Annotated in this window: 14 protein-coding genes; 6 read left to right on the top strand and 8 right to left on the bottom strand. The window is 72.0% G+C overall.

What is annotated here, in order from left to right; all coding sequences use genetic code 11:
- Positions 1 to 107: 107 nt before the first annotated feature.
- Genes ACFYZL_RS29700 through ACFYZL_RS29690 form a run of 3 tightly spaced genes read left to right on the top strand, consistent with a single transcriptional unit; the run spans position 108 to position 3,635 of the window.
- Positions 108 to 914: a sugar ABC transporter permease gene (locus ACFYZL_RS29700; RefSeq protein WP_384746105.1), complete on the top strand. Its 807-nt coding sequence runs from the start codon at positions 108 to 110 to the stop codon at positions 912 to 914.
- A gap of 46 nt (positions 915 to 960) precedes the next feature.
- On the top strand, positions 961 to 2,619 hold the full coding sequence (locus ACFYZL_RS29695) for a glycoside hydrolase family 13 protein (protein ID WP_384746066.1): 1,659 nt from the start codon (positions 961 to 963) through the stop codon (positions 2,617 to 2,619).
- Positions 2,607 to 3,635: a LacI family DNA-binding transcriptional regulator gene (locus ACFYZL_RS29690; RefSeq protein ID WP_388683133.1), complete on the top strand. Its 1,029-nt coding sequence runs from the start codon at positions 2,607 to 2,609 to the stop codon at positions 3,633 to 3,635. The genes ACFYZL_RS29695 and ACFYZL_RS29690 overlap by 13 nt, the downstream gene beginning before the upstream one ends.
- Before the next feature lie 545 nt (positions 3,636 to 4,180).
- Here the strand turns inward: ACFYZL_RS29690 and ACFYZL_RS29685 are convergent.
- Positions 4,181 to 5,053 carry a GyrI-like domain-containing protein gene (locus tag ACFYZL_RS29685; RefSeq protein ID WP_384759404.1) on the bottom strand — a complete coding sequence of 291 codons (873 nt, stop codon included), beginning with the start codon at positions 5,051 to 5,053 and terminating at the stop codon, positions 4,181 to 4,183.
- 1,264 nt (positions 5,054 to 6,317) lie between these two features.
- On the opposite strand from ACFYZL_RS29685, the gene ACFYZL_RS29680 reads away from it, so the two are divergent.
- Together ACFYZL_RS29680 and pulA are read left to right on the top strand one after the other, a co-directional pair.
- Positions 6,318 to 8,060 carry a carbohydrate-binding module family 20 domain-containing protein gene (locus tag ACFYZL_RS29680; RefSeq protein ID WP_388683129.1) on the top strand — a complete coding sequence of 581 codons (1,743 nt, stop codon included), beginning with the start codon at positions 6,318 to 6,320 and terminating at the stop codon, positions 8,058 to 8,060.
- Positions 8,061 to 8,166: 106 nt separating this feature from the next.
- On the top strand, positions 8,167 to 13,536 hold the full coding sequence (gene pulA, locus ACFYZL_RS29675; RefSeq protein ID WP_388683127.1) for a pullulanase-type alpha-1,6-glucosidase: 5,370 nt from the start codon (positions 8,167 to 8,169) through the stop codon (positions 13,534 to 13,536).
- On the opposite strand, the gene ACFYZL_RS29670 is transcribed toward pulA, so the two are convergent.
- From ACFYZL_RS29670 to ACFYZL_RS29655, 4 genes are read right to left on the bottom strand one after another with little or no spacing between them, the layout of a single operon-like run.
- Positions 13,523 to 14,059 (bottom strand): GNAT family N-acetyltransferase, encoded by a 537-nt coding sequence (locus tag ACFYZL_RS29670; RefSeq protein ID WP_384751235.1) that lies wholly within the window; start codon positions 14,057 to 14,059, stop codon positions 13,523 to 13,525. The two genes, pulA and ACFYZL_RS29670, sit on opposite strands and share 14 nt — an antisense overlap.
- Before the next feature lie 42 nt (positions 14,060 to 14,101).
- The gene (locus ACFYZL_RS29665) at positions 14,102 to 14,812 is read right to left on the bottom strand and encodes a TetR/AcrR family transcriptional regulator (protein WP_384751239.1); all 711 of its coding nucleotides are present in this window, start codon (positions 14,810 to 14,812) and stop codon (positions 14,102 to 14,104) included.
- A gap of 24 nt (positions 14,813 to 14,836) precedes the next feature.
- Positions 14,837 to 15,883, bottom strand: coding sequence for a PDR/VanB family oxidoreductase (locus ACFYZL_RS29660; RefSeq protein WP_384751242.1), 1,047 nt, complete (start codon positions 15,881 to 15,883; stop codon positions 14,837 to 14,839).
- Positions 15,880 to 16,803 carry a metal-dependent hydrolase gene (locus ACFYZL_RS29655; RefSeq protein WP_384751245.1) on the bottom strand — a complete coding sequence of 308 codons (924 nt, stop codon included), beginning with the start codon at positions 16,801 to 16,803 and terminating at the stop codon, positions 15,880 to 15,882. The genes ACFYZL_RS29660 and ACFYZL_RS29655 overlap by 4 nt, the downstream gene beginning before the upstream one ends.
- A gap of 136 nt (positions 16,804 to 16,939) precedes the next feature.
- Between ACFYZL_RS29655 and ACFYZL_RS29650 the strand changes: the two genes are divergently transcribed.
- Positions 16,940 to 17,272 (top strand): hypothetical protein, encoded by a 333-nt coding sequence (locus tag ACFYZL_RS29650; RefSeq protein ID WP_384751248.1) that lies wholly within the window; start codon positions 16,940 to 16,942, stop codon positions 17,270 to 17,272.
- Between the two features lie 143 nt (positions 17,273 to 17,415).
- Here ACFYZL_RS29650 and ACFYZL_RS29645 read toward each other — a convergent pair whose 3' ends face one another.
- From ACFYZL_RS29645 to ACFYZL_RS29635, 3 genes are all read right to left on the bottom strand, one after another.
- Positions 17,416 to 19,362, bottom strand: coding sequence for a hypothetical protein (locus ACFYZL_RS29645; RefSeq protein ID WP_388683122.1), 1,947 nt, complete (start codon positions 19,360 to 19,362; stop codon positions 17,416 to 17,418).
- 68 nt (positions 19,363 to 19,430) lie between these two features.
- Complete coding sequence (locus ACFYZL_RS29640) at positions 19,431 to 20,237, bottom strand: tyrosine-protein phosphatase (protein WP_384751280.1); 807 nt, start codon at positions 20,235 to 20,237, stop codon at positions 19,431 to 19,433.
- A gap of 41 nt (positions 20,238 to 20,278) precedes the next feature.
- Positions 20,279 to 20,887, bottom strand: a complete 609-nt coding sequence (locus tag ACFYZL_RS29635) for a rhomboid-like protein (protein ID WP_388683120.1) — start codon at positions 20,885 to 20,887, stop codon at positions 20,279 to 20,281.
- Positions 20,888 to 20,919 lie beyond the last annotated feature (32 nt).

Genomic DNA, 20,919 nt, shown 5'->3' with positions numbered 1-20,919 from the left:
CCGCCGCGGCCCCGGCCGCCGAAACACCCCCGGCCGCGAAGCGCGCACCGGGGAAGCGCGCATCGGCGAACCCCGAGACCGCCCGGGGCCGAGGCCACCGTTCCCCGCTGGCCTCCGTCGGACTGCACGCGACCCTCGTCGTCGCGTCCGTCATCGCCGTCTTCCCCGTGCTCTGGATCCTGCTGACCTCGTTCAAGCCGGCCAAGTACGCGGTCACCACCGAGTTCGTCAAGGAACCCACGCTCGCCAACTACCGGTACCTGCTGGAGTCGAGCCACTTCCTGAGCTGGTTCGGGAACTCCGTGCTGGTCGCCGGCGTCACCACCGTCCTCGGCGTGTTCATCGCCGCCACCACCGGATACGCGGTCAGCCGGTTCAAGTTCCCCGGCATGAGGCCCCTGATGTGGACCCTGCTCATCACGCAGATGTTCCCGATGGCGATCCTCATCGTCCCGCTCTACAACCTGATGGGCGACCTCGGGCTGCTCAACCAGCCCCTCGGGCTGATCATCACGTACCTCACCATCGCCGTGCCGTTCTGCGCCTGGATGATGAAGGGCTTCTTCGACGCCATCCCGATCGAGATCGACGAATCCGGCCGGGTCGACGGACTCAACCCCTTCGGCACCTTCTGGCGCCTCGTCCTGCCGCTCGCCAAGCCCGGCCTCGCCGTCACCGGCTTCTACGCCTTCATCACCGCCTGGGGCGAAGTCGCGTACGCCTCCGCCTTCATGGTCGGCGACGAGAACCTCACCCTGGCCGGCGGACTGCAGACCTTCGTCACGCAGTACACCTCCAACTGGGGCGCCATGAGCGCGGCTTCCGTGCTCATCGCCATCCCCGCAGCGATCTTCTTCGTCTTCGCCCAGCGTCACCTCGTCGCCGGGATGACGGCGGGCGCCACCAAGGGCTGACCACCCTGCCCGCCCGTCGTTCCGGCCCGATCTCTTCAAGGACACCATGACCCAGCACCTCGCCGACGCACTTCCCACCTCCACCGGCACCCTGCCCGGCTGGTGGAGAGAAGCGGTGATCTACCAGGTCTATCCGCGCAGCTTCGCCGACTCCAACGGGGACGGCATGGGGGACCTCGAAGGCATCCGCAGCCGACTGCCCTACCTCAAGGAACTGGGCGTCGACGCCGTCTGGCTCAGCCCCTTCTACGCCTCCCCGCAGGCCGACGCCGGCTACGACGTCGCCGACTACCGGGCCATCGACCCCATGTTCGGCACCCTGCACGACGCCGACGCCGTGATCCGCGAAGCCCACGCACTGGGCCTGCGGATCATCGTCGACCTCGTCCCCAACCACTGCTCCGACCAGCACGAATGGTTCAAGCAGGCCCTGCGCGAAGGGCCCGGCACGCCGCTGCGCGAGCGCTTCCACTTCCGTCCGGGCCGGGGGGCGGACGGCGCGGAGCCGCCGAACGACTGGGAATCGATCTTCGGCGGTCCGGCGTGGACCCGCGTCGCGGACGGAGAGTGGTACCTGCACCTCTTCGCCCCCGAACAGCCCGACTTCAACTGGGAACACCCCGCCGTCCAGGATGAGTTCCGCTCCATCCTGCGCTTCTGGCTCGACCTCGGCGCCGACGGTTTCCGCATCGACGTCGCCCACGGCCTCGTCAAGGCCCCCGGCCTGCCCGACCTCGGCCGCGGCGAGCAGCTCAAGCTCCTCGGCAACCAGGTGCTGCCCTTCTTCGACCAGGACGGCGTCCACGAGATCTACCGGTCGTGGCGCAAGGTGCTGGACGAGTACGCGGGCGACCGCATCGGCGTCGCCGAGGCCTGGACCCCCAGCGCCGACCGCACCGCCATGTACCTGCGCCCCGACGAGCTCCACCAGGCCTTCAACTTCCACTACCTGAACACCGGCTGGGACGCGGACGCGCTGCGCGCCACCATCGACGAGTCCCTTGACGCGATGCGCCCGGTCGGCGCCCCCACCACCTGGGTGCTGTCCAACCACGACGTCGTACGCCACCGCACCCGCTTCGGCAGCCTGGACCGCGCCCGCGCCGCCGCGCTGCTGATGCTGGCCCTGCCGGGATCCGCGTACGTCTACCAGGGCGAGGAACTCGGCCTGCCCGAGGTCACCGACCTCCCGGACGAGGTGCGCCAGGACCCCTCCTTCTTCAAGGCCAACGGCCAGGACGGGCTCCGCGACGGTTGCCGCGTGCCGATCCCGTGGTCGGGCGACCAGGCCCCGTACGGCTTCGGCACCGGCGGCAGCTGGCTGCCCCAGCCGGCCGAATGGGCCGGTCTCAGCGTGGCCGCCCAGACCGGCGACCCGAACTCCACCCTGGAGCTGTACCGCACCGCCCTGCGACTGCGGCGCGAGCGGCCGGAACTGGGCGCGGGCGAGGGCGTGGAGTGGCTGGAGGCGCCGCAGGGCGTACTGGCCTTCCGCCGCGGGGACTTCGTGTGCACGGCCAACACGACGGCCGAGGACGTCCGCATGCCGGCGCGGCCGGGCGCCCGGATCCTGCTGTCCAGCACCGGGGTCGCCGACGCGGGCGTCTCCGACGTCTCCGATGTCACCGATGTCTCCGGCGTCACCAGCGTCACCGACGTGACCTACGTCCTCCCCGCCGACAGCACGGTGTGGTGGCAGGTGTGACCTCCCCGTCGGGCTCCCCGCTGCGGCTGACAGACATCGCCTCGCAGGCCCAGGTCAGCGAGGCGACCGTCAGCCGCGTGCTCAACGGCAAGGCGGGCGTCGCGGCCGGCACCCGCCACAAGGTGCTGGCCGCGCTCGACCTGCTGGGCTACGAGCGGCCCGTACGGCTCAAGCGGCGCAGCAACGGCCTGGTCGGGCTGCTGATCCCGGAGCTCACCAACCCGATCTTCCCGGCGTTCGCGCAGGTCATCGAGCAGGCGCTGGCCGGGCACGGGTACACGCCGGTGCTGTGCACGCAGACCCCGGGCGGGGCGACGGAGGACGAGCTGGTCGAGCAGCTGGAGGAGCGCGGGGTCACGGGCATCGTGTTCCTGTCGGGCCTCCACGCCGACGCGTCCGCCGACCCCTCCCGCTACCAGCGACTGGCGGCGCGCGGGGTCCCCTTCGTCCTGATCAACGGCTTCAACGAAGCCGTCAACGCCCCCTTCATCTCCCCGGACGACCGGGCGGCGGCCGAGATGGCCGTACGACATCTGGAGGACCTGGGTCACCGGCGGATCGGCCTCGCGATAGGGCCGACCCGCTACGTCCCGTCGGCACGCAAGGAACAGGGCTTCCTGTCCGCCGTTCCGTCGGCCGCCGCCGAAGGCCTGATCCAGCGCACCCTGTTCACGGTCGAGGGCGGCCACGCCGCGGGCATGGCCCTGCTGGAACGCGGCTGCACGGGCATCGTCTGCGGCAGCGACCCCATGGCCCTCGGCGTGATCAGGGCGGCGAGGGAACGCGGCCTGCGGGTCCCGGAGGACGTCTCGGTGGTCGGCTTCGACGACTCCCCGCTGATCGCCTTCACGGACCCCCCACTGACCACGGTCCGCCAGCCGGTCCGCGCGATGGCCACGGCCGCGGTGGGCGCCCTCTTGGAGGCGGTCTCGGGCAACCCGGTCCAGAGGACCGAGTACGTCTTCCAGCCGGAGCTGGTGGTGCGGGGGTCCACGGGGCAGGTGCCGGTGCCGTAGGGGCGTGCGGGTCGGGGTCGGGGGTGGGGCGGGGGCGAGGCGGGGGTGGGGGCTTTCGGTGCCCCGGTCGGTCGGGGCCGGGAAGGGTTGGGGCTTTCCCGTCGGTCCCACTGTCCTTCCGCGTCGGGCCGGCCTGTCAAGGGCGCTCCTCCTTCGTCGTCGCGTCGCTGCGCGATCGCCTGCGGCGACCCTTGACAGACCGACCCGCCACGGAAAGACAAGGACCAACGGGAAACCCCCAAAGGAACGGGCCGGGAGGAACAGGGACAACCAGCCGGGACAGGCATGTCCGACCCGGCTCCGCGCCGGCAGGCCCCCCAAATGTCGACCACAAGAGCCCCAGCCGCAGGAAGGGCGCATCAAATCGCTACGCGCTCCTCGCGTCTCAGCGTCTGCGGTCCGTCTGGGGCTGATCTCGCCCATGATCGCTACGCGCTTCTCCCCGCCGGCGTCGACGGTCGATTGGGGCTGGTCACAAGCCGCCGACGATCGCTACGCGCTTCTCTTTCCTCGGCGTCTGCCGGCCGTCTGGGGCGGATGTGCGCTCAGAGGGTGGTACGGGTCACCGGGATCCACAGCTGTGCGTTGGACTGCGCCGGGTCGTCCTGCGACGGGCGGGTACGCAGGATCTCCGGTCCCGGACGGTACTCGTAGGGATTGGAAGGGATCCACTGGGCGGCCACGTCGCCCCACATCTGCTGCAGGGCCTGTGGGAACGGGCCGGTGTTCTCGAACACGGCCCAGGTGCCCGCCGGGCAGTCCAGTACGTCGAGGTCCTCCGGCAGTTCGGGGGCGGTGGTGACCACGGCGTGGTAGTAGTCGAGTTCGCTGCCCTCCTCGAAGCCGTCCGACAGGCGTACGGTCGCCGACACCACGCCCTCCGGGTCCTGGTCCGAGAGGTTGGCGATCTCCAGCATCTTCTCCGGCGAGATGCTCCGGATGTGCTCGGCGATGTGGGGGTTGACGCCCTGGTAGATCAGCGGGACGCGGGCCTTCTTGCCCACGACCCGGAATGCTTCCTTCTCCACGATGCGGTAGCGCATGGTGCTGTTCCCTTCGACGGTGAGGCGGAAGGACAACCGGGGTTGCGAGGTCAGAGTCGCGCCGGTACGCCTGGCCTCGCCGGGGCCGATGCCGTGCACGGCGCGGAACGCCCGGGCGAAGGCCTCCCCCGAGGTGTAGCCGTAGCGGATCGCGATCTCCAGCAAGGTCGGCCGGCCGGCCAGGACTTCGGCCCCCGCGACGGTGAGTCGACGGCGTCGGACGTACTCCGACAGCGGCATCCCCGCCAGCGACGAGAACAGTCGCCGGAAGTGGTACTCCGACGTGACGGTGATCCGGGCCAGCACGGCCACGTCGATGTCCCGGTCGAGGTGACCCTCGATGTGTTCCATGGCCTGGTTCAGCCGATCCAGCAACCCCGGTCTCCTTCCCTTTCGATCACCACGTTAGGAAGCACCCAGCCTGCCGCACCCGACATCCTGTGCCCGCTCCGGTCGGGTGGACCTCCAAGCTGTCCAGCCTGCTCTCCACGTCGTCGAGGCGTCTGAGTCACCCCAGACGGCCGGCAGACGCCGAGGAAAGAGAAGCGCGTAGCGATCGTCGGCGGCTTGTGACCAGCCTCCATGGACCGTCGACGCCGTCGGGGAGAAGCACGGAGCGATCTGACGCGTGACCAGCCCCAGACGGACCGCAGACGCTGAGCCGTGAGGAGCGCGTAGCGATCTGACGCGCCCTTCCTGCCGCTGGGGCTCTTGTGGTCGACATGTGGCGCAGGGTGGCCGCCTGCCCGGCTCGGCCGGTGATCTGGAGGGGCTGATGGGCAGTGGGCCTGCTGGGCCGGAGTCGGGTCGGACATTCCTGTCCCGGCTGGTTGTTGCTGTTCCTCCCGGCCCGTTCTTTTGGGGGTTTCCCGTTGGTCCTTGTCTTTCCGTGGCGGGTCGGTCTGTCAAGGGTGGAGCGCAGCGACATCGCGCAGCGACGCGACGAAGGAGCGCCCTTGACAGGGCGGCCCGACGCGGAAGGACAGTGGGACCGACGGGAAAGCCCCAACCCTTCCCGGCCCCGACCGACCGGGGCCCCGAAAGCCCCCACCCCCGCCCCACCCCCGCCCCACCCCCGCCCCACCCCCGCCCCACCCCCGCCCCACCCCCGACCACCATCCGCCAAGGCTCGGGTGAACCCGCTGCCCAGGCGCCGCTGCTATGGCGCCGCCGCTAAGGCCCGCCCCCCGAGGCAGTCTCGCCGCCACCAGGCCGCCCACGCCGAGCACGCCCAGCACGATCATCGCCGCCGCGTACGCGCCGCCGCTGAGGCCCGCTCGCGGCCTTCGGAGAGTCGAAGGAGAAGAGGCTGAACTCGGCCTTGCCCTCGCGCCTCCTCGCGTGGTTGATCTCCGCGGCACCCGCGGCGACCAGTCCCTCGCAACGTCGCGCCGGTGGCCGCCGCCCGCCCCGCCGCCAAAGCGATCGCGCACATCGTCCCCCGTATTGCGGCCTTCACTCCGAACTCCACCCTTTTCTGCGTACTTTGATGATCAGTCAAGCATCGGTCGGGGCGGACGCCGGCACGGCGGGACACATGGCGGAAACAATTCTGCAATTTCTTGCGCAAGGTATTGCAGGCCGGTTGGCGGGGCCCTACGGTCGCCAGCAATCCCCCCTCTCCGCCAGGAGGCCCCACATGCCCCCCACCGCAAGAACCTGCAGAAACGGCAGAAACGGAAGGAACGGCAGCACCCTGTTGGCCGCCGCCGCGCTCGCGGCAGGCACCCTCACCGCCGTCGCGCCCCCGGTGCAGGCCGCGCCTCCCGGCCAGAAGGACGTCACCGCCGTCCTCTTCGAGTGGAGCTTCGCCTCCGTCGCCAAGGCCTGCACCGACAGCCTCGGCCCCGCCGGATACGGCTACGTGCAGGTGTCGCCGCCCCAGGAGCACGTCCAGGGCGGCCAGTGGTGGACCTCGTACCAGCCCGTCAGCTACAAGATCGCCGGGCGGCTCGGCGACCGGACGGCCTTCAAGAGCATGGTCGACACCTGCCACGCCGCAGGCGTGAAGGTCGTCGCCGACTCGGTGATCAACCACATGGCCGGCCCGGCGGACGCGGGCGCCACCCACACCGGGACCGGCGGCTCCACGTATACGAAGTACAACTATCCGGGCACCTACTCCGGCTCCGACATGGACGACTGCCGGGCGACGATCTCCAACTACCAGGACAAGGCGAACGTCCAGAACTGCGAGCTCGTGCAGCTCGCCGACCTCGACACGGGCGAGGAGTACGTCCGGGGCCGGATCGCCGGGTATCTCAACGACCTGCTGTCCCTCGGGGTGGACGGCTTCCGGATCGACGCCGCCAAGCACATGCCCGCCGCCGACCTCGCGAACATCAAGTCCCGGCTGACGAACCCGTCGGTGTACTGGAAGCAGGAGGCGATATACGGGGCCGGCGAGGCCGTGTCGCCCAGTGAGTACCTCGGCAACGGCGACGTGCAGGAGTTCCGCTACGCCCGCGACCTCAAGCGCGTCTTCCAGAACGAGAACCTCGCCTACCTGAAGAACTTCGGCGAGGCCTGGGGGTACATGCCGAGCGGGCAGTCCGGCGTCTTCGTCGACAACCACGACACCGAGCGCGGCGGTGACACCCTCACCTACAAGGACGGCTCCGCCTACACGCTCGCCGGCGTGTTCATGCTGGCCTGGCCCTACGGATCCCCCGACGTGCACTCCGGCTACGAGTGGACCGACAAGGACGCGGGCCCGCCCAACAGCGGCACGGTGAAGGCCTGTTACTCCGACGGGTGGAAGTGCCAGCACGCCTGGCGGGAGATCTCCTCCATGGTCGCCTTCCGCAACACGGCCCGCGGGCAGGCCGTCACCGACTGGTGGGACAACGGCGGCGACCAGATCGCCTTCGGGCGCGGCTCCAAGGCGTACGTGGCGATCAACCACGAGGCGGCCGCCCTGACCCGGACCTTCCAGACCTCCCTCCCGGCCGGCGACTACTGCGACGTGCAGAGCGGGCGCGCGGTGACCGTGGACTCCGGCGGCCGGTTCACCGCCACGCTCGGGGCGGGCACCGCCGTCGCGCTGCACGTGGGCGCGCGCAGCTGTGCCGGCGCCCCGGCCCAGGCCCAGGCCGGCGCCGCCTTCGCCGTCAACGCCACCACCGTCCCCGGCCAGAACATCCACGTCGTCGGCGACCGCGCCGAGCTCGGTGCCTGGAACACCGGCGCCGCCCTCAAGCTCGACCCGGCCGCCTACCCCGTCTGGAAGCTCGACGTCACGCTCCCGCCCGGCACGTCCTTCGCGTACAAGTACGTCCGCAAGGACGCCGCCGGCAACGTCACCTGGGAGAGCGGCGCGAACCGCACGGCCACCGTCCCCGCGAGCGGCAAGGTCACGCTGAACGACACCTGGCGCAGCTGAACCGCCCGCCCCACCGACCAGGGCCGCCCGGCACCATCCTCCCCGCCACCGCCGGGCGGCCCTCGTGCATGCGCTGTCCACCGATCCGTACACAAGGAGATCCGCCTTGATACGCCCAGCCGCAGGAGCACTCGCCGCCGCCCTGGCCGTGACCCTCCTGCCCGCGCTCCCGGCCGCGGCCGCCGCCGTACGGCCGCCCGCCCCGCCCTCGGACGCGAAGCTCGCCGCCGAGCCGGCCCGCCACGACCTGACCCGGGAGCAGTTCTACTTCGTCCTCCCGGACCGGTTCGCGAACGGCGACCCGCGCAACGACCGCGGCGGGCTGACCGGAAGCCGCCTGGAGACCGGGCTGGACCCGACGGACAAGGGCTTCTACCAGGGCGGCGACCTCAAGGGCCTGACCGACAGGCTCGACTACATCAAGGGACTCGGCACCACCGCCATCTGGATGGCGCCGATCTTCAAGAACCAGCCGGTGCAGGGCAAGGGGAACGACGTCTCGGCCGGCTACCACGGTTACTGGATCACCGACTTCACCCAGGTCGACCCGCACTTCGGGACCAACGCCGACCTGGAGCGACTGATCGACAAGGCCCACCGGAAGGGGATGAAGGTCTTCTTCGACGTCATCACCAACCACACGGCCGACGTCGTCGACTACCGGGAGCAGTCGTACTCCTACCTGTCGAAGGGGGCCTTCCCGTACCTGACGAAGGACGGGGTGCCGTTCGACGATTCCGACTACGCCGACGGGAAGAGGAAGTTCCCCGCGGTCGACGCGGGCTCCTTCCCGCGGACCCCCTTCGTGCCCGACGCGAAGAAGAACCTGAAGGCCCCGGCCTGGCTCAACGATCCGACGATGTACCACAACCGGGGCGATTCCACCTTCGCCGGCGAATCCTCCGACCAGGGCGACTTCTTCGGCCTCGACGACCTGTGGACCGAGCGTCCCGAGGTCGTCGGCGGGATGGAGAAGATCTACGAGAAGTGGGTCGAGGACTTCGCGATCGACGGCTTCCGCATCGACACGGTCAAGCACGTCGACACCGCGTTCTGGACGCAGTGGGCGACCGCCCTCGACAAGTACGCCGCGCAGCGCGGGCGCAAGAACTTCTTCATGTTCGGCGAGGTCTACTCCGCCGACACGGCCGTCACCTCCCCGTACGTGACGCGCGGGCGGCTCGACGCCACCCTCGACTTCCCGCTCCAGGACGCGATCCGCGCGTACGCCTCCCAGGGCGCGGCGGCCTCGCGGCCGGCCTCGGTACTGGCCGACGACTACAAGTACACCTCTGACCGGGCCAACGCGTACGAGCAGGTGACCTTCCTCGGCAACCACGACATGGGCCGCTTCGGGACCTTCCTGAAGCAGGACCGGCCGGGGGCGACGGAGCAGGAGCTGCTCGACCGGTACCGGCTCGCCAACGAGCTGATGTTCTTCTCCCGGGGCAACCCGGTGATCTATTCCGGTGACGAGCAGGGCTTCACGGGCGCCGGAGGCGACAAGGACGCCCGCCAGCCGCTGTTCGCGTCGAAGGTCGCCGACTACCTCGACGACGACCAGCTCGGAACGGCGCGCACGCACGCGAGCGACGCCTACGACCAGGGCCACCCGCTCTACCAGCAGATCAGTGCTCTCTCGAAGCTGGTGAAGGACCACCCCGCCCTGCGCGACGGCATCCAGAGCGAACGCCTCGTCGACGGGTCGGTCTACGCCTTCGCCCGGACCGACGCGCGCAGCCGCACCGAGTACCTCGTCGCCGCCAACAACGGCCCCGAGGCGAGGACCGTGGAGCTCGACGCCCCGGCCGGCGCCCTCTACCGCACCCTCTACGGGGCCGGCGGCACCTCCCTCACCTGGTCCTCCTCCGCCGGAAAGCTCACCGTCTCCGTCCCCGCCCTCGGCTCGGTGGTGCTCCAGGGCGCGGCCCCCCTCCCCGCCCCCACCGCCAAGCCCGCCCTCACCCTGAAGGCCCCGGCCCCCGGCGCCACCGGAACCGTCGAGCTCTCCGCCGACGTGACCGCCGCCGGCGGCCCCGGCGCCCTCGACCGGGTCGTCTTCGCCGCCCAGACCGGCAACGGCCCCTGGCAGGTCCTCGGCTCCGCCGACCACGCCCCCTACAAGGTCACCCAGCACATCGACGCCACCACCCCCGCCGGTACCGCCCTGCGCTACAAGGCCGTCGTCGTCGACTCAGCCGGCCGCACCGCGAGCGCCCTCGCCGAATCCGTCACCGGCCAGGCCCCGCCCACCCCGGTCCCCACCGCCACCCAACGCGACTACGCCGTCGTCCACTACAACCGGCCCGACGGCGACTACACGAACTGGCGGCTCTACGCCTGGGGCGACATCGCCGACGGCGAGCAGACGCCCTGGCCCGCCGGCCACGATTTCACCGGCCGCGACGCCTACGGCGCCTTCGCCTACGTACGCCTGAAGCCCGGCGCCTCCTCCGTCGGCTACCTCGTCATCGACAAGGACGGCAACAAGGACGTCTCCGCCGACCGCACCGTCGACCTCACGAAGACCGGTGAGGTCTGGCTGGAGCAGGGCAAGGAAGCAGCCCGCACCGACCCGCCCGCCCTCCCGCCGCAGGACACCGCCAAGGCCGTCCTGCACTACCAGCGCCCCGACGGCGCCTACGACGGCTGGGGCCTGCACGTCTGGACGGGCGCCGCGAACCCCACCGACTGGTCCAAGCCGCTGATGCCCGTCCGCACCGACTCCTACGGCGCGGTGTACGAGGTCCCGCTCGGGGCCGGTGCGACCTCCCTGAGCTACATCCTCCACAAGGGCGACGAGAAGGACCTCCCCTCCGACCGGTCCCTCGACCTGAAGGCCACCGGACACGAGGTCTGGATGCTCGCCGGCAAGGAGAAGTACCTCCTCCCGCAGCCGGCCGGCTCCTCCGCCGCCCTCGACCTCACCAAGGCCCAGGCCGTGTGGATCGACCGAGACACCCTCGCCTGGAACGCCCCCGCCTCCGCCGCCTCCGTGCAGCTCCTCGCCTCCCGTGACGGCGCGATCAAGGCCGCGGGCGGCACCCTCGACGAGGGCGGCGCCCAGTGGCTGCGGCTCACGAAGGCCGAGCTCACCGCCGCGCAGAAGCAGAAGTTCCCGCACCTGGCCTCGTACGCCGCCTTCACCGTCGACCCCCGCGACCGGGGCCGCGTACGCGACGCCCTGCGCGGGCAGCTCGTCGCGAGCGCCCGTGCCGCGAACGGGGCCGTCCTGGCCGCGACCGGCGTGCAGCTCGCCGGGGTGCTCGACGACCTGTACGCGAACACGGCCGCCCTCGGCCCGGTCTTCAAGGACGGGCGGCCCACCCTCTCCGTGTGGGCCCCCACCGCCCGACAGGTCTCCCTCGAACTCGACGGCCGCACCGTGGCGATGCGCCGCGACGACTCCACCGGCGTCTGGTCCGTGCGCGGCGACCGCGACTGGACCGGCAAGCGCTACCGCTACGCCGTCACCGTATGGGCCCCCAGTACCGGGCAGGTGGTCCGCAACCTGGTCACCGACCCCTACTCCACCGCCCTCACCGCGGACTCCACCCACAGCCTCGTCGTCGACCTCGCCGACCCGAAGCTCGCCCCGCCCGGCTGGAAGGACCTGCGCAAGCCCGCACCCGTCCCCTTCGCCTCCGCGCAGATCCAGGAGCTCCACATCCGCGACTTCTCCGTCGCGGACCCCACCAGCGGCCACCCCGGCCAGTACCTGGCCTTCACCGACACCGGCTCGGCCGGCATGCGGCACCTGCGCGACCTGGCCGCCGCCGGGACCTCGTACGTCCACCTCCTCCCGGCCTTCGACATCGGCACCATCCCCGAGAAGGCCGCCGACCGCACCGAACCGGCCTGCGACCTCAAGGTGTACGCGCCCGACTCCGACCGGCAGCAGGCCTGCGTCGCCGCGGCGGCCGCCAAGGACGCCTACAACTGGGGCTACGACCCGCTGCACTACACCGTCCCCGAGGGCAGCTACGCGAGCGACCCCAACGGCACGGCCCGCACGGTCGAGTTCCGCCGCATGGTCCAGTCGCTGAACGGGGCCGGACTGCGCACCGTCATGGACGTGGTCTACAACCACACCGTCGCCGCAGGTCAGAGCGACAAGTCCGTCCTCGACCGGATCGTCCCCGGCTACTACCAGCGCCTGCTGGCCGACGGCAGCGTCGCCACCTCCACCTGCTGCGCCAACACCGCCCCCGAGAACGCCATGATGGGCCGCCTCGTCGTCGACTCCGTCGTCACCTGGGCGAAGCAGTACAAGGTCGACGGCTTCCGCTTCGACCTGATGGGCCACCACCCGAAGGCCAACATCCTCGCCGTGCGCAAGGCGCTCGACGAGCTCACCCCCGCCAAGGACGGGGTCGACGGCAAGAGGATCGTCCTCTACGGGGAGGGCTGGAACTTCGGCGAGGTCGCCGACGACGCCCGCTTCGTGCAGGCCACGCAGAAGAACATGGCCGGCACGGGCATCGCCACCTTCTCCGACCGGGCGCGCGACGCCGTCCGCGGCGGCGGCCCCTTCGACGAGGACCCGCGCGTCCAGGGCTTCGCCTCCGGCCTGTTCACGGCCCCGAACGCGTCACCCGCGGGCGGCACCCCGGCCGAGCAGAAGGCCCGCCTCCTGCACGACCAGGACCTGATCAAGGTCGGTCTGTCCGGCAACCTCGCCCCGTACGCCTTCACCGACAGCACCGGCCGCCGCATCAAGGGCTCCGAACTGGACTACAACGGGGCCCCGGCCGGCTACGCGGCCGCCCCCGGCGACGCCCTCGCCTACGCGGACGCCCACGACAACGAATCCCTGTACGACGCCCTCGCCTACAAGCTGCCCACCGGCACGAGCACGGCCGACCGGGCCCGCATGCAGGTCCTCGCCCTGGCGACGGCCACTCTCTCCCAGGGCCCGGCCCTCTCCCAGGCCGGCACGGACCTGCTCCGCTCCAAGTCCCTCGACCGCAACTCCTACGACAGCGGCGACTGGTTCAACGCCGTCCACTGGGACTGCCGGGACGGCAACGGCTTCGGCCGAGGCCTTCCCCCGGCCGCCGACAACGGCTCCAAGTGGCTCTACGCCAAACCCCTCCTCACGGAGCCGGTCCCGGGCTGCCCGGACATCACCGCCGCCTCGGCCGCCTACCGGGACCTGCTGAGGATCCGTACGACGGAACCCGACTTCGCCCTCACCACGGCCGAAGCCGTCCAGGACCGGCTCGCCTTCCCGCTCTCCGGCAAGGACGAGACCCCGGGCGTGATCACCATGACCCTCGGCGACCTGGTGGTGGTGTTCAACGCCACCACCACCGAGCAGCCCCAGCGCGTCCCCGCCCTCGCGGGCACCGCCTACGCCCTGCACCCCGTCCAGGCGGCCGGCTCGGACGCCACGGTCAAGCGGTCCGCCTACGACACGAGGACAGGAGAGTTCACCGTCCCGGCCCGCACCGTCTCGGTCTTCACACGGCGGTGAGCCGGTCCATCCGCTTCTCCAGCAGGATCACCCCGTAGACCCTGCCGTCCTTCCCCTCCTTGTTGGGCAACTCCCCGACCACCCGGTAGCCCGCGCCCTGGTAGTACGCGAGCAGCCGGGGGTTGGTGGAGACGCAGTCCAGCCGCGCCCGCTCCCGTCCGGTCCCCGCGATCCGCCGCTCGGCGTGTTCGAGCATGCGGCGCCCGGAACCGGCGGGCGCGGCCTCGCGTTCCACCATCAGCCGGTGCACGTAGCCCGCCACGGGCGGCTGCACGCCCCAGGCCTCCTCGTCGGACCACCAAAGCTCGTAGGCGCCGATCACCCGCCCGTCCGGGTCCCCGGCGAGCCACACCTCCCCGTCGCGCATCCGCGCGCGGAAGTGGTCGGCGTCCTTGTCACCGGGCTTCCACTGGTCGATCCCGTTGTCGCGCATCCACCGGGCCGCCCGGTCGTACAGCGCCACCAGGGTGTCGGCGTCCTTCTCCACGGCCTGCCGGAACAAGATCCCGTCGTCAATGATCACGCGGGCATTATCGGTGGAAGGGGAGGGCACTCCACAAGATCATCACGGGGTGGGTGTACCCGGAACCAGCAGCGCGAGGCGCCCGACCAGCTCCCCGAAGGGCCCGTCGGCCGGCTCGTCCGCCAGGATCCGTACGAGGATGCCCGCCATCTCCGCGTCGTACGCGGCGCTCACCGCGGCCAGCGCCGCGAAGTCGTGCACCAGCTGCAACTCCAGCTCGGCGCGCGGGATCCGACGCCCGTCCAGCCAGATCAGCGCGGTGGACTCGGCGAGCGACACCCAGGACCGCACCACGAGTTCGAGGCGGGCCGGCGGATCCTCGACCCCGATGCCCAGATGGGTCAGGATCTGCTCGTACGCGGCCTGCCGGACCTCGTCGATCATGGCGTTGGTGCGGCTGCTGCCGGCCGCCGGACCGCCCCGCATCAGCGCCGAGAAGCCCGGCCCGTGCTCGTCGACGAAGGCGAAGAAGCGCCCCATCACCCGCAGCAGCCGTGCCCCGAGCGGCCCCTGACGGGGCTCGTCGAAACGCGCCGCCAGGTCGTCGGCGGCCCGGCGCAGCGCGGCCTCGTACAGGCTGAGCTTGCCGGGGAAATAGTGGTAGACGAGCGGCCGGGATATCCCCGCGGCCGCCGCGATCTCGTCTATGGACACGTCGTCGGGCGAGCGGTTGCTGAACAGCTCCAGGGCAACCCCGATCAGCTGCTGCCGCCGCTCCTCGACACCCATCCTGCGCCGCACGCCGGTTGTCATGCGGGACACCCTACTTCGGACCGGTCAGAGGTCCAGGACGAGGCGGTCCCCCTTCGCGCGCGAGACGCAGAGCAGCATCGAGTCCTCGCGTTCGCCGTCGGTGAGCAGCTCGTCGCGGTGGTCCACCTCGCCCGCCAGCACCCGGTGTTGGCAGGTCCCGCAGAACCCCTGCTCGCAGGAGTAGGGGGTGGCGGGCAGCTCCCGGCGGACCGCGGCCAGGGCCGACTCGTCCGCACCGACCTCGATCGCGCGCCCCGAACGGTGCAGTTCGATCGTGAACGGCCGCGCGGGACCGGGCGCCGCCGCCGGGGCGAAGCGCTCCAGGTGCACCGCCGCCGGATCCGGGGCGGCCGCCGTGACGGCCGCCATCAGGGGTTCGGGGCCGCAGCAGTAGACCAGGGTGCCGGGCCGGAGGGAGGCGAGCACCGACAGGTCGGGCAGGCCCGCCTCGTCCTCCGGGGCGAGCGTGACCCGGTCCCCGTACGCCGCCAGTTCGGCCAGGAACGGCATCGAGGCGCGCGAACGGCCCCCGTAGAGCAGGGTCCAGTCGGCTCCCGCCTCGGTGGCGGCCCGGAGCATCGGGAGGATCGGGGTGATCCCGATGCCGCCCGCGACGAACGCGTACGAGGCCGCCGGGACCAGCTCGAACCGGTTGCGCGGCGGGCGCAGTTCCAGCTCGGCGCCCTCCACCAGCCGGCCGTGCGCCTCGCGGGAGCCGCCCCGGCCGTCCTCGATCAGCCGGATGGCGATCGTGTACCGGCCGGAGTCCGCCGGGTCCCCGCACAGCGAGTACTGGCGGACCAGCCCCGAGGGCAGGGTGATGTCCACGTGCGCGCCCGGGGTCCAGGCCGGCAGTTCGGGCGACTGAACGGTGAGCCGGAGCACCCCTTGTGCGGCCTCGCCGCGCGAGACGATCGGCGCGCGCAGCGTCCGGCGCGGGGAGTAGCCGGACACCGGGGTCTCCAGGGCGGGCAGCGGCCAGAGCGGGGACTTCCCGATCCGGCGGCTCAGCGCGCGCCTGGCGACCCAGGCGGCGCCGGCGACGGCGGTGAGGGCGAGGGCGCGCCTCATGCCTTCGCCCCGGCGGGCGCGGCGTGCGGGACGAGGCCGCCGTTGGCCCCGGGGGAGGAGGCGAGGTAGGCCACCGCCTGCGCCGTCGAGCCCTCCTGCGAGGGGTGGTACGTACGGGAGAGGTACTTCGGGATGGACTTCAGCATGGCGCCCGTGGAGGGCAGCACACCCTGCTGTCCGGCCCGGAAGAACTGGCCGAAGGAGGCCTTGCCGTCGACGAGGTGGGGGTCGTTCTCCATGAAGAAGCGCACCCCGCGCTGCCAGAGGAAGACCAGCGCCGAGAAGGCGGTCGCCCAGGTCCTGGCCCGGCGGCGGTAGTTGCCGTCGACGTGCATGAAGAGGTCGAAGGCCACCGAGCGGTGCTCGACCTCCTCCGCCCCGTGCCAGCGCAGCAGGTCGAGCATCATCGGGTCGGCGCCCCGCCGGTCCAGCTCGTCCGCGTTCAGCACCCAGTCGCCGAGGAACGCCGTGTAGTGCTCGATCGCCGCGATCATCGCGACCCGCTCCATCAGCCACCAGTGGCGGGCCTTGCCCGGGGGCAGGGTCCGGTCGCCCAGCAGCTTCTCGAACAGCCAGTCCACCTGCGCCGTGTACGGGGTCGGGTCCAGGTCCAGTCGCTTCAGGTGGGGGAGCACGTCGTCGTGCGCGGCGGCGTGCATGGCCTCCTGGCCGATGAAGCCGATGACGTCCGCGCGCAGCCGCTCGTCCGTGATGTGCGGGAGCACTTGCTTGTAGACGTGGACGAACCACCGCTCGCCGGCCGGCAGGAGCAGGTGCAGCACGTTGATCATGTGCCCGGCGAACGGGTCGTTCGGCAGCCAGTGGAGCGGGGTGTCCTCCCATCGGAAGGCCACGTTCCGGGGGTTCAGGTCCATGTGTTCCGACGCCACGGGGGCGGGCGCGAGCGGCGTATTAGACATGGCGTCAATGTACTGATGGGTAGTGGAGAGGAAAAGCCCTCTGCACCCACTTCCTGCGCGCACGGCCGGGGCGGCCCGCGTGGCCGGGGAGTTGACGAGGGCGTGACGTAAGCCGGGACCCTTCGTTGGTCCCGGCATGAAGATCAAGAACATGCTGCTGACCGGCTTCGCGACCGCCGCCGCCCTCGCCGCCGTGGCCCCCGTTGCCTCCGCCGACACGGGCACGGGCCCGGCCACCCAGAAGGCCGGCACGGCGACCGCCACGGCCGACCTCTTCGGACAGGCCCACCACGAGCTCGGCCTCGACCACATCGGGGACCACGGGAACGTCGAAACCCTGAAGGCCTCCCCGCTCACCGTCGGGGTCGCCGACGGCATCGAGGAGTCCCCCGAGACCGTGTCCGCCCTCGCGGGCCCGGTGGACGGTCTGAGCGGGACCGGGGAACTGGTCCTGCCCACCGGTTCCTGACCGCCGGTGTCACCGGTCCCTCCCGGCGGCAGCCGCGGGAGGGACCGTTCTCCGCGAGCCGCCCCCGACAGGGCCAGGTGGTGTCCGGCGGACCATGACCCGGCCCCGGCCGCCCAGCCGCGCTCCCCACCGGACACCACCCCCTAGCGGAGCACCCCCGCCTTCGACCCGTCCGTCAGCTTGCCCGACAGGTCCACCTGCGCACCCTCCTTGGCCTTCACCGCCAGCCGGTTGCCGTTCGCGGACCCGTTGATCCCGCCACCCGACACCGACAGCGACGCGAACTGCGCGCTGCCCGCGGCCAGTACGTACCACTGCCCCGCACGGGACTTCCACAGCACGCCCGCCAGCACCCGCGGCTCCCGCGCTCCGCAGGCCGGCGACCCCTCCGCCTTCGCCGCCTGCGCGGCGAGCGTCGCTCCCGGGGTCAGGAACTGCGCCTGCACCCGGTCCGCCGCGCCCTGCCAGGTCTCGGCCCGCGTGCACAGCCAGGTCGCCGTCCCGTCCCCCTCGGGCAGCGGCTGCTTCGCGTACGTCCAGGCGTTGACCGTACGGACCCCGTGCGAGCGGACCGAGGGCAGCAGGCAGGCGATCCGCGACCAGTCCGCGAGTTCCGCGCCCTCCGTCACGTCCCGCTCCGCACCCGGCGCCCCGGACGTCAGCCGGGCCGGCGTCAGTTCGCCGAGGTCGGTGATCAGCCGGGTGGCGCCGTCGCCGGTCAGCGCCAGCGCGTTCCAGCTCGTGCAGTTGCCCGCGGGGGCGGGGCCCGGCACCGGCGGGGTCACCCCGTCCGCGGTCGGCTTCAGCGTCACCGGGGCCTCGCCCGGCTTGAGCAGGTCCCGCAGGGCCGCACCGGTGACCCAGGGCGCCGTCAGGTAGCGGACGTTGCCGTCGACCCGACTGAGCACCAGCGCGGTGGCGCTGTCCGCCGAAGCGCCGTCGGTCCGGGCGAAGTCGAGGGCGGCGCCCGCGGAGCCCGTACGCGGTTCGGCGTAACGGACCACGCGCAGGCCGTCGTACAGCAGGACCACCACGGCCTGGTCGACGGCGCCCGCGAACAGCAGCTGCGCCGGACCCATCGGCGGCCCGGAGGGCGTGCCCGGGGTCCCCGAGACGACGACGGAGGTGCCCGGCCGGGCCCAGACGGCCAGCGCCCGCCGCAGCAGCGCGGAGTCGGAGGCGCGGTCACCGCGGGCGGGCCAGGTGGAGAAGTCCGTACGGGACGACGACCGCCAGAGCGCGGCCTCGGCGCGGACCAGCTTCGCCGGGTCCAGGGCCTGCTCGGCCGCGGCGTTGCGGGAGTACGCCGGGGCGGCCGCGCCGTCCGCGCCCCAGCCCCCGCCGGGCAGCGCGAGCAGCGCCCCGCACACCGCGAGCGCGGCCCCGGCGGCGAGGCCGGCCCGCACGAGCCGACGGCGGCGCAGCAGGTCGGTGGGCCGGGCCTGGAGCACGCACGGGTCGAACTCGGGGGAGGCGAAGAGGGCGTCGTTCGCCGGATCCCCCGACTCGGCGACCGCGGCGGCCGGATCCGCGACCCCGGCCTCGGCGAGCACCCGCACCACCTCGGGCTCCGGCAGCCGCTCCAGCGCCCGCAGCGCGCACGCGGCCCGGCCGGGCCCGTTCAGCGTGGCCAGCCACTGGTCGAGGGCGAGCTCCTCGGCCCCGCCCGAGCGGGGGAACAACCGCATCCCCCACACCTGGGGGAGCAGCGGCGGGAGCTGCGCGCGGCGCGGCAGCGCGCGGAACGTCAGCGGGATCCCGGCCTCCAGCGCGGCGCGCAGCACGCGCAGCCGCACGTACGCGTATCCCGGGTCGCCGGACCCGCCGCCGCGCTGTCCGGGGACCCCGCCGGGGACCCCGCCCTGCACGGCCGCGGCGGCCGCCACCGCGTCCCGCCGGCCGCGCGGCAGCGCCCGCTGGGCCAGCGAGTGGGCGGTGAGCACCCGGCGGTTGCGGCCGAGGGCGGGAGGCAGCACCAGGTAGGCGAGCCGCACCAGCCGCGGGTAGTGCTCGACGATGGCGGCCTCGGCCTGCTCGACGTCGGGCGTCACGGGAGACGGGGGGCGGGTGGCGGTATCCGGCGCAGTCACGTTCAGCAGAACGAGCGAATGGTCGGATGGTCACCCGCGGCCGGTGCCGGCGGGGTGGAGCACCGCCGTCAGGCGATCAGCCGGGCCCGCAGGGCCTCGACCTTCTCGTCGGAGACGCCGAGCCCCTCGCGCACGTACTTCTCCATGGAGCCGTAGCGCGTCTCGACCTCGTCCAGCGCGGCCTCCAGGTAGGAGGGGAACACGCCTATCAGGGCGAGCGCTATGTCAGGGTCGCCGCCGGCCGCGGTGAAGCCCTCGATCAACGGGGCGAAGGCCTGCTTGACCGCCGAATTGACGGACAGGTACTCGGCCATCAGGGTCTCGTCGTCCGCGCCGAGCAGCGACAGGATGATCGTGGCGCCCCAGCCCGTACGGTCCTTGCCGGCCGTGCAGTGGAAGAGCAGCGGGCCCGCCTGCGGGTCGGCGAGCTCCTCCAGCAGCATCCGGTACGAGGCCTGGGCGGAGGCGGTGCCGACGAAGGACCGGTACACGTCGGCGAACAGGGCCTGAGCCTTGCCGCCGCCGAGGCGCTCCTCCGCGACCACCGGGTCCGACAGCAGGTCCTTGAGCTGCGCGGCCGCGGGCGCCTTGCCGGAGCTCCGGCCGGAGTTCATCTTGTCCGCCAGGACGTCACCGATCAGGGCGCGCACCCCGGCCGGGAGCCGGTCGGGGTGGTCGGCGCGCTCGGGGCCGGTGCGGAAGTCGATGACGGTGGCCAGGCCCAGCGCGGCCACGGCCGGGTCGGCGTCGACGTCGAGCCGGTCGAGCTGGCCGGAACGCAGGACCAGGCCGGAGCGTACGGTGCGGCCGCCGGTCAGCAGGGTGCCTCCGAGGTCGCGGAGGTTGGCGACGGTGGTGGAGGTGATGGCGGTCATCGTGGCGGCTCCGGCGGTGTTCGAGACGGTCTGCGAGCGGGTCATATGACAGATGGAGCGATTCGTGTAATTTTCCGATGTTTCGCGTCGGAAAGACAATCGAGGACCAGTGAGATCCCGACGCCGATCCCGAGTGCCGCCAGGTGCCCGGCGTCCGTGAACGTCCGGCCGCGTTTGACCACGGGCGCCGCGGCGAGCGCGAGCAGCCCGATCCGGGCGGTGGTGCGCACCGCTCCGCGCGGTAGTGCCGAGCTCAGCGCGCCGAGTACGGCGTTGAACCCGTAGCTCGTACCGACGTCCAGTGCGCCCCGGGTCTGCGGATCGGTCGTCCTGCGCAGGGCGCCGTACACGAGGAGGGTCGCCGCGGCGTGCCCGAACAGGAACACGGCCGCCGTCCACCAGGCGCCGTACGCGTACTCGGCGTATCCGAGCACCGCGACGAGCAGCAGCGCGTACGGCAGGGGCATGGGCTCCTCGACCACGAGCGCGCTGGTCAGCAGCGTTTCCCAGCGCCCGGCCGCGAGATTGTCGACGTTCGTCGAACAGTCCCGGAGCAGCCGCTCCCGTTCGGCCCGCTCCAGTCGGTCCAGGGCGTGCGCCCCGAGCTGGACACCGCCGGAGTACACCACTCCCAGTGGAATCGGATTCACCGCTCCATGATCGGACACGGCCCTCTGTCGGC

It is taken from the genome of Streptomyces sp. NPDC001717, assembly GCF_042892775.1.
GTDB lineage: Bacteria > Actinomycetota > Actinomycetes > Streptomycetales > Streptomycetaceae > Streptomyces.
The sequence above is the reverse complement of the archived record's forward strand: the minus strand, read 5'-3'. Positions and strand labels throughout refer to the sequence as shown.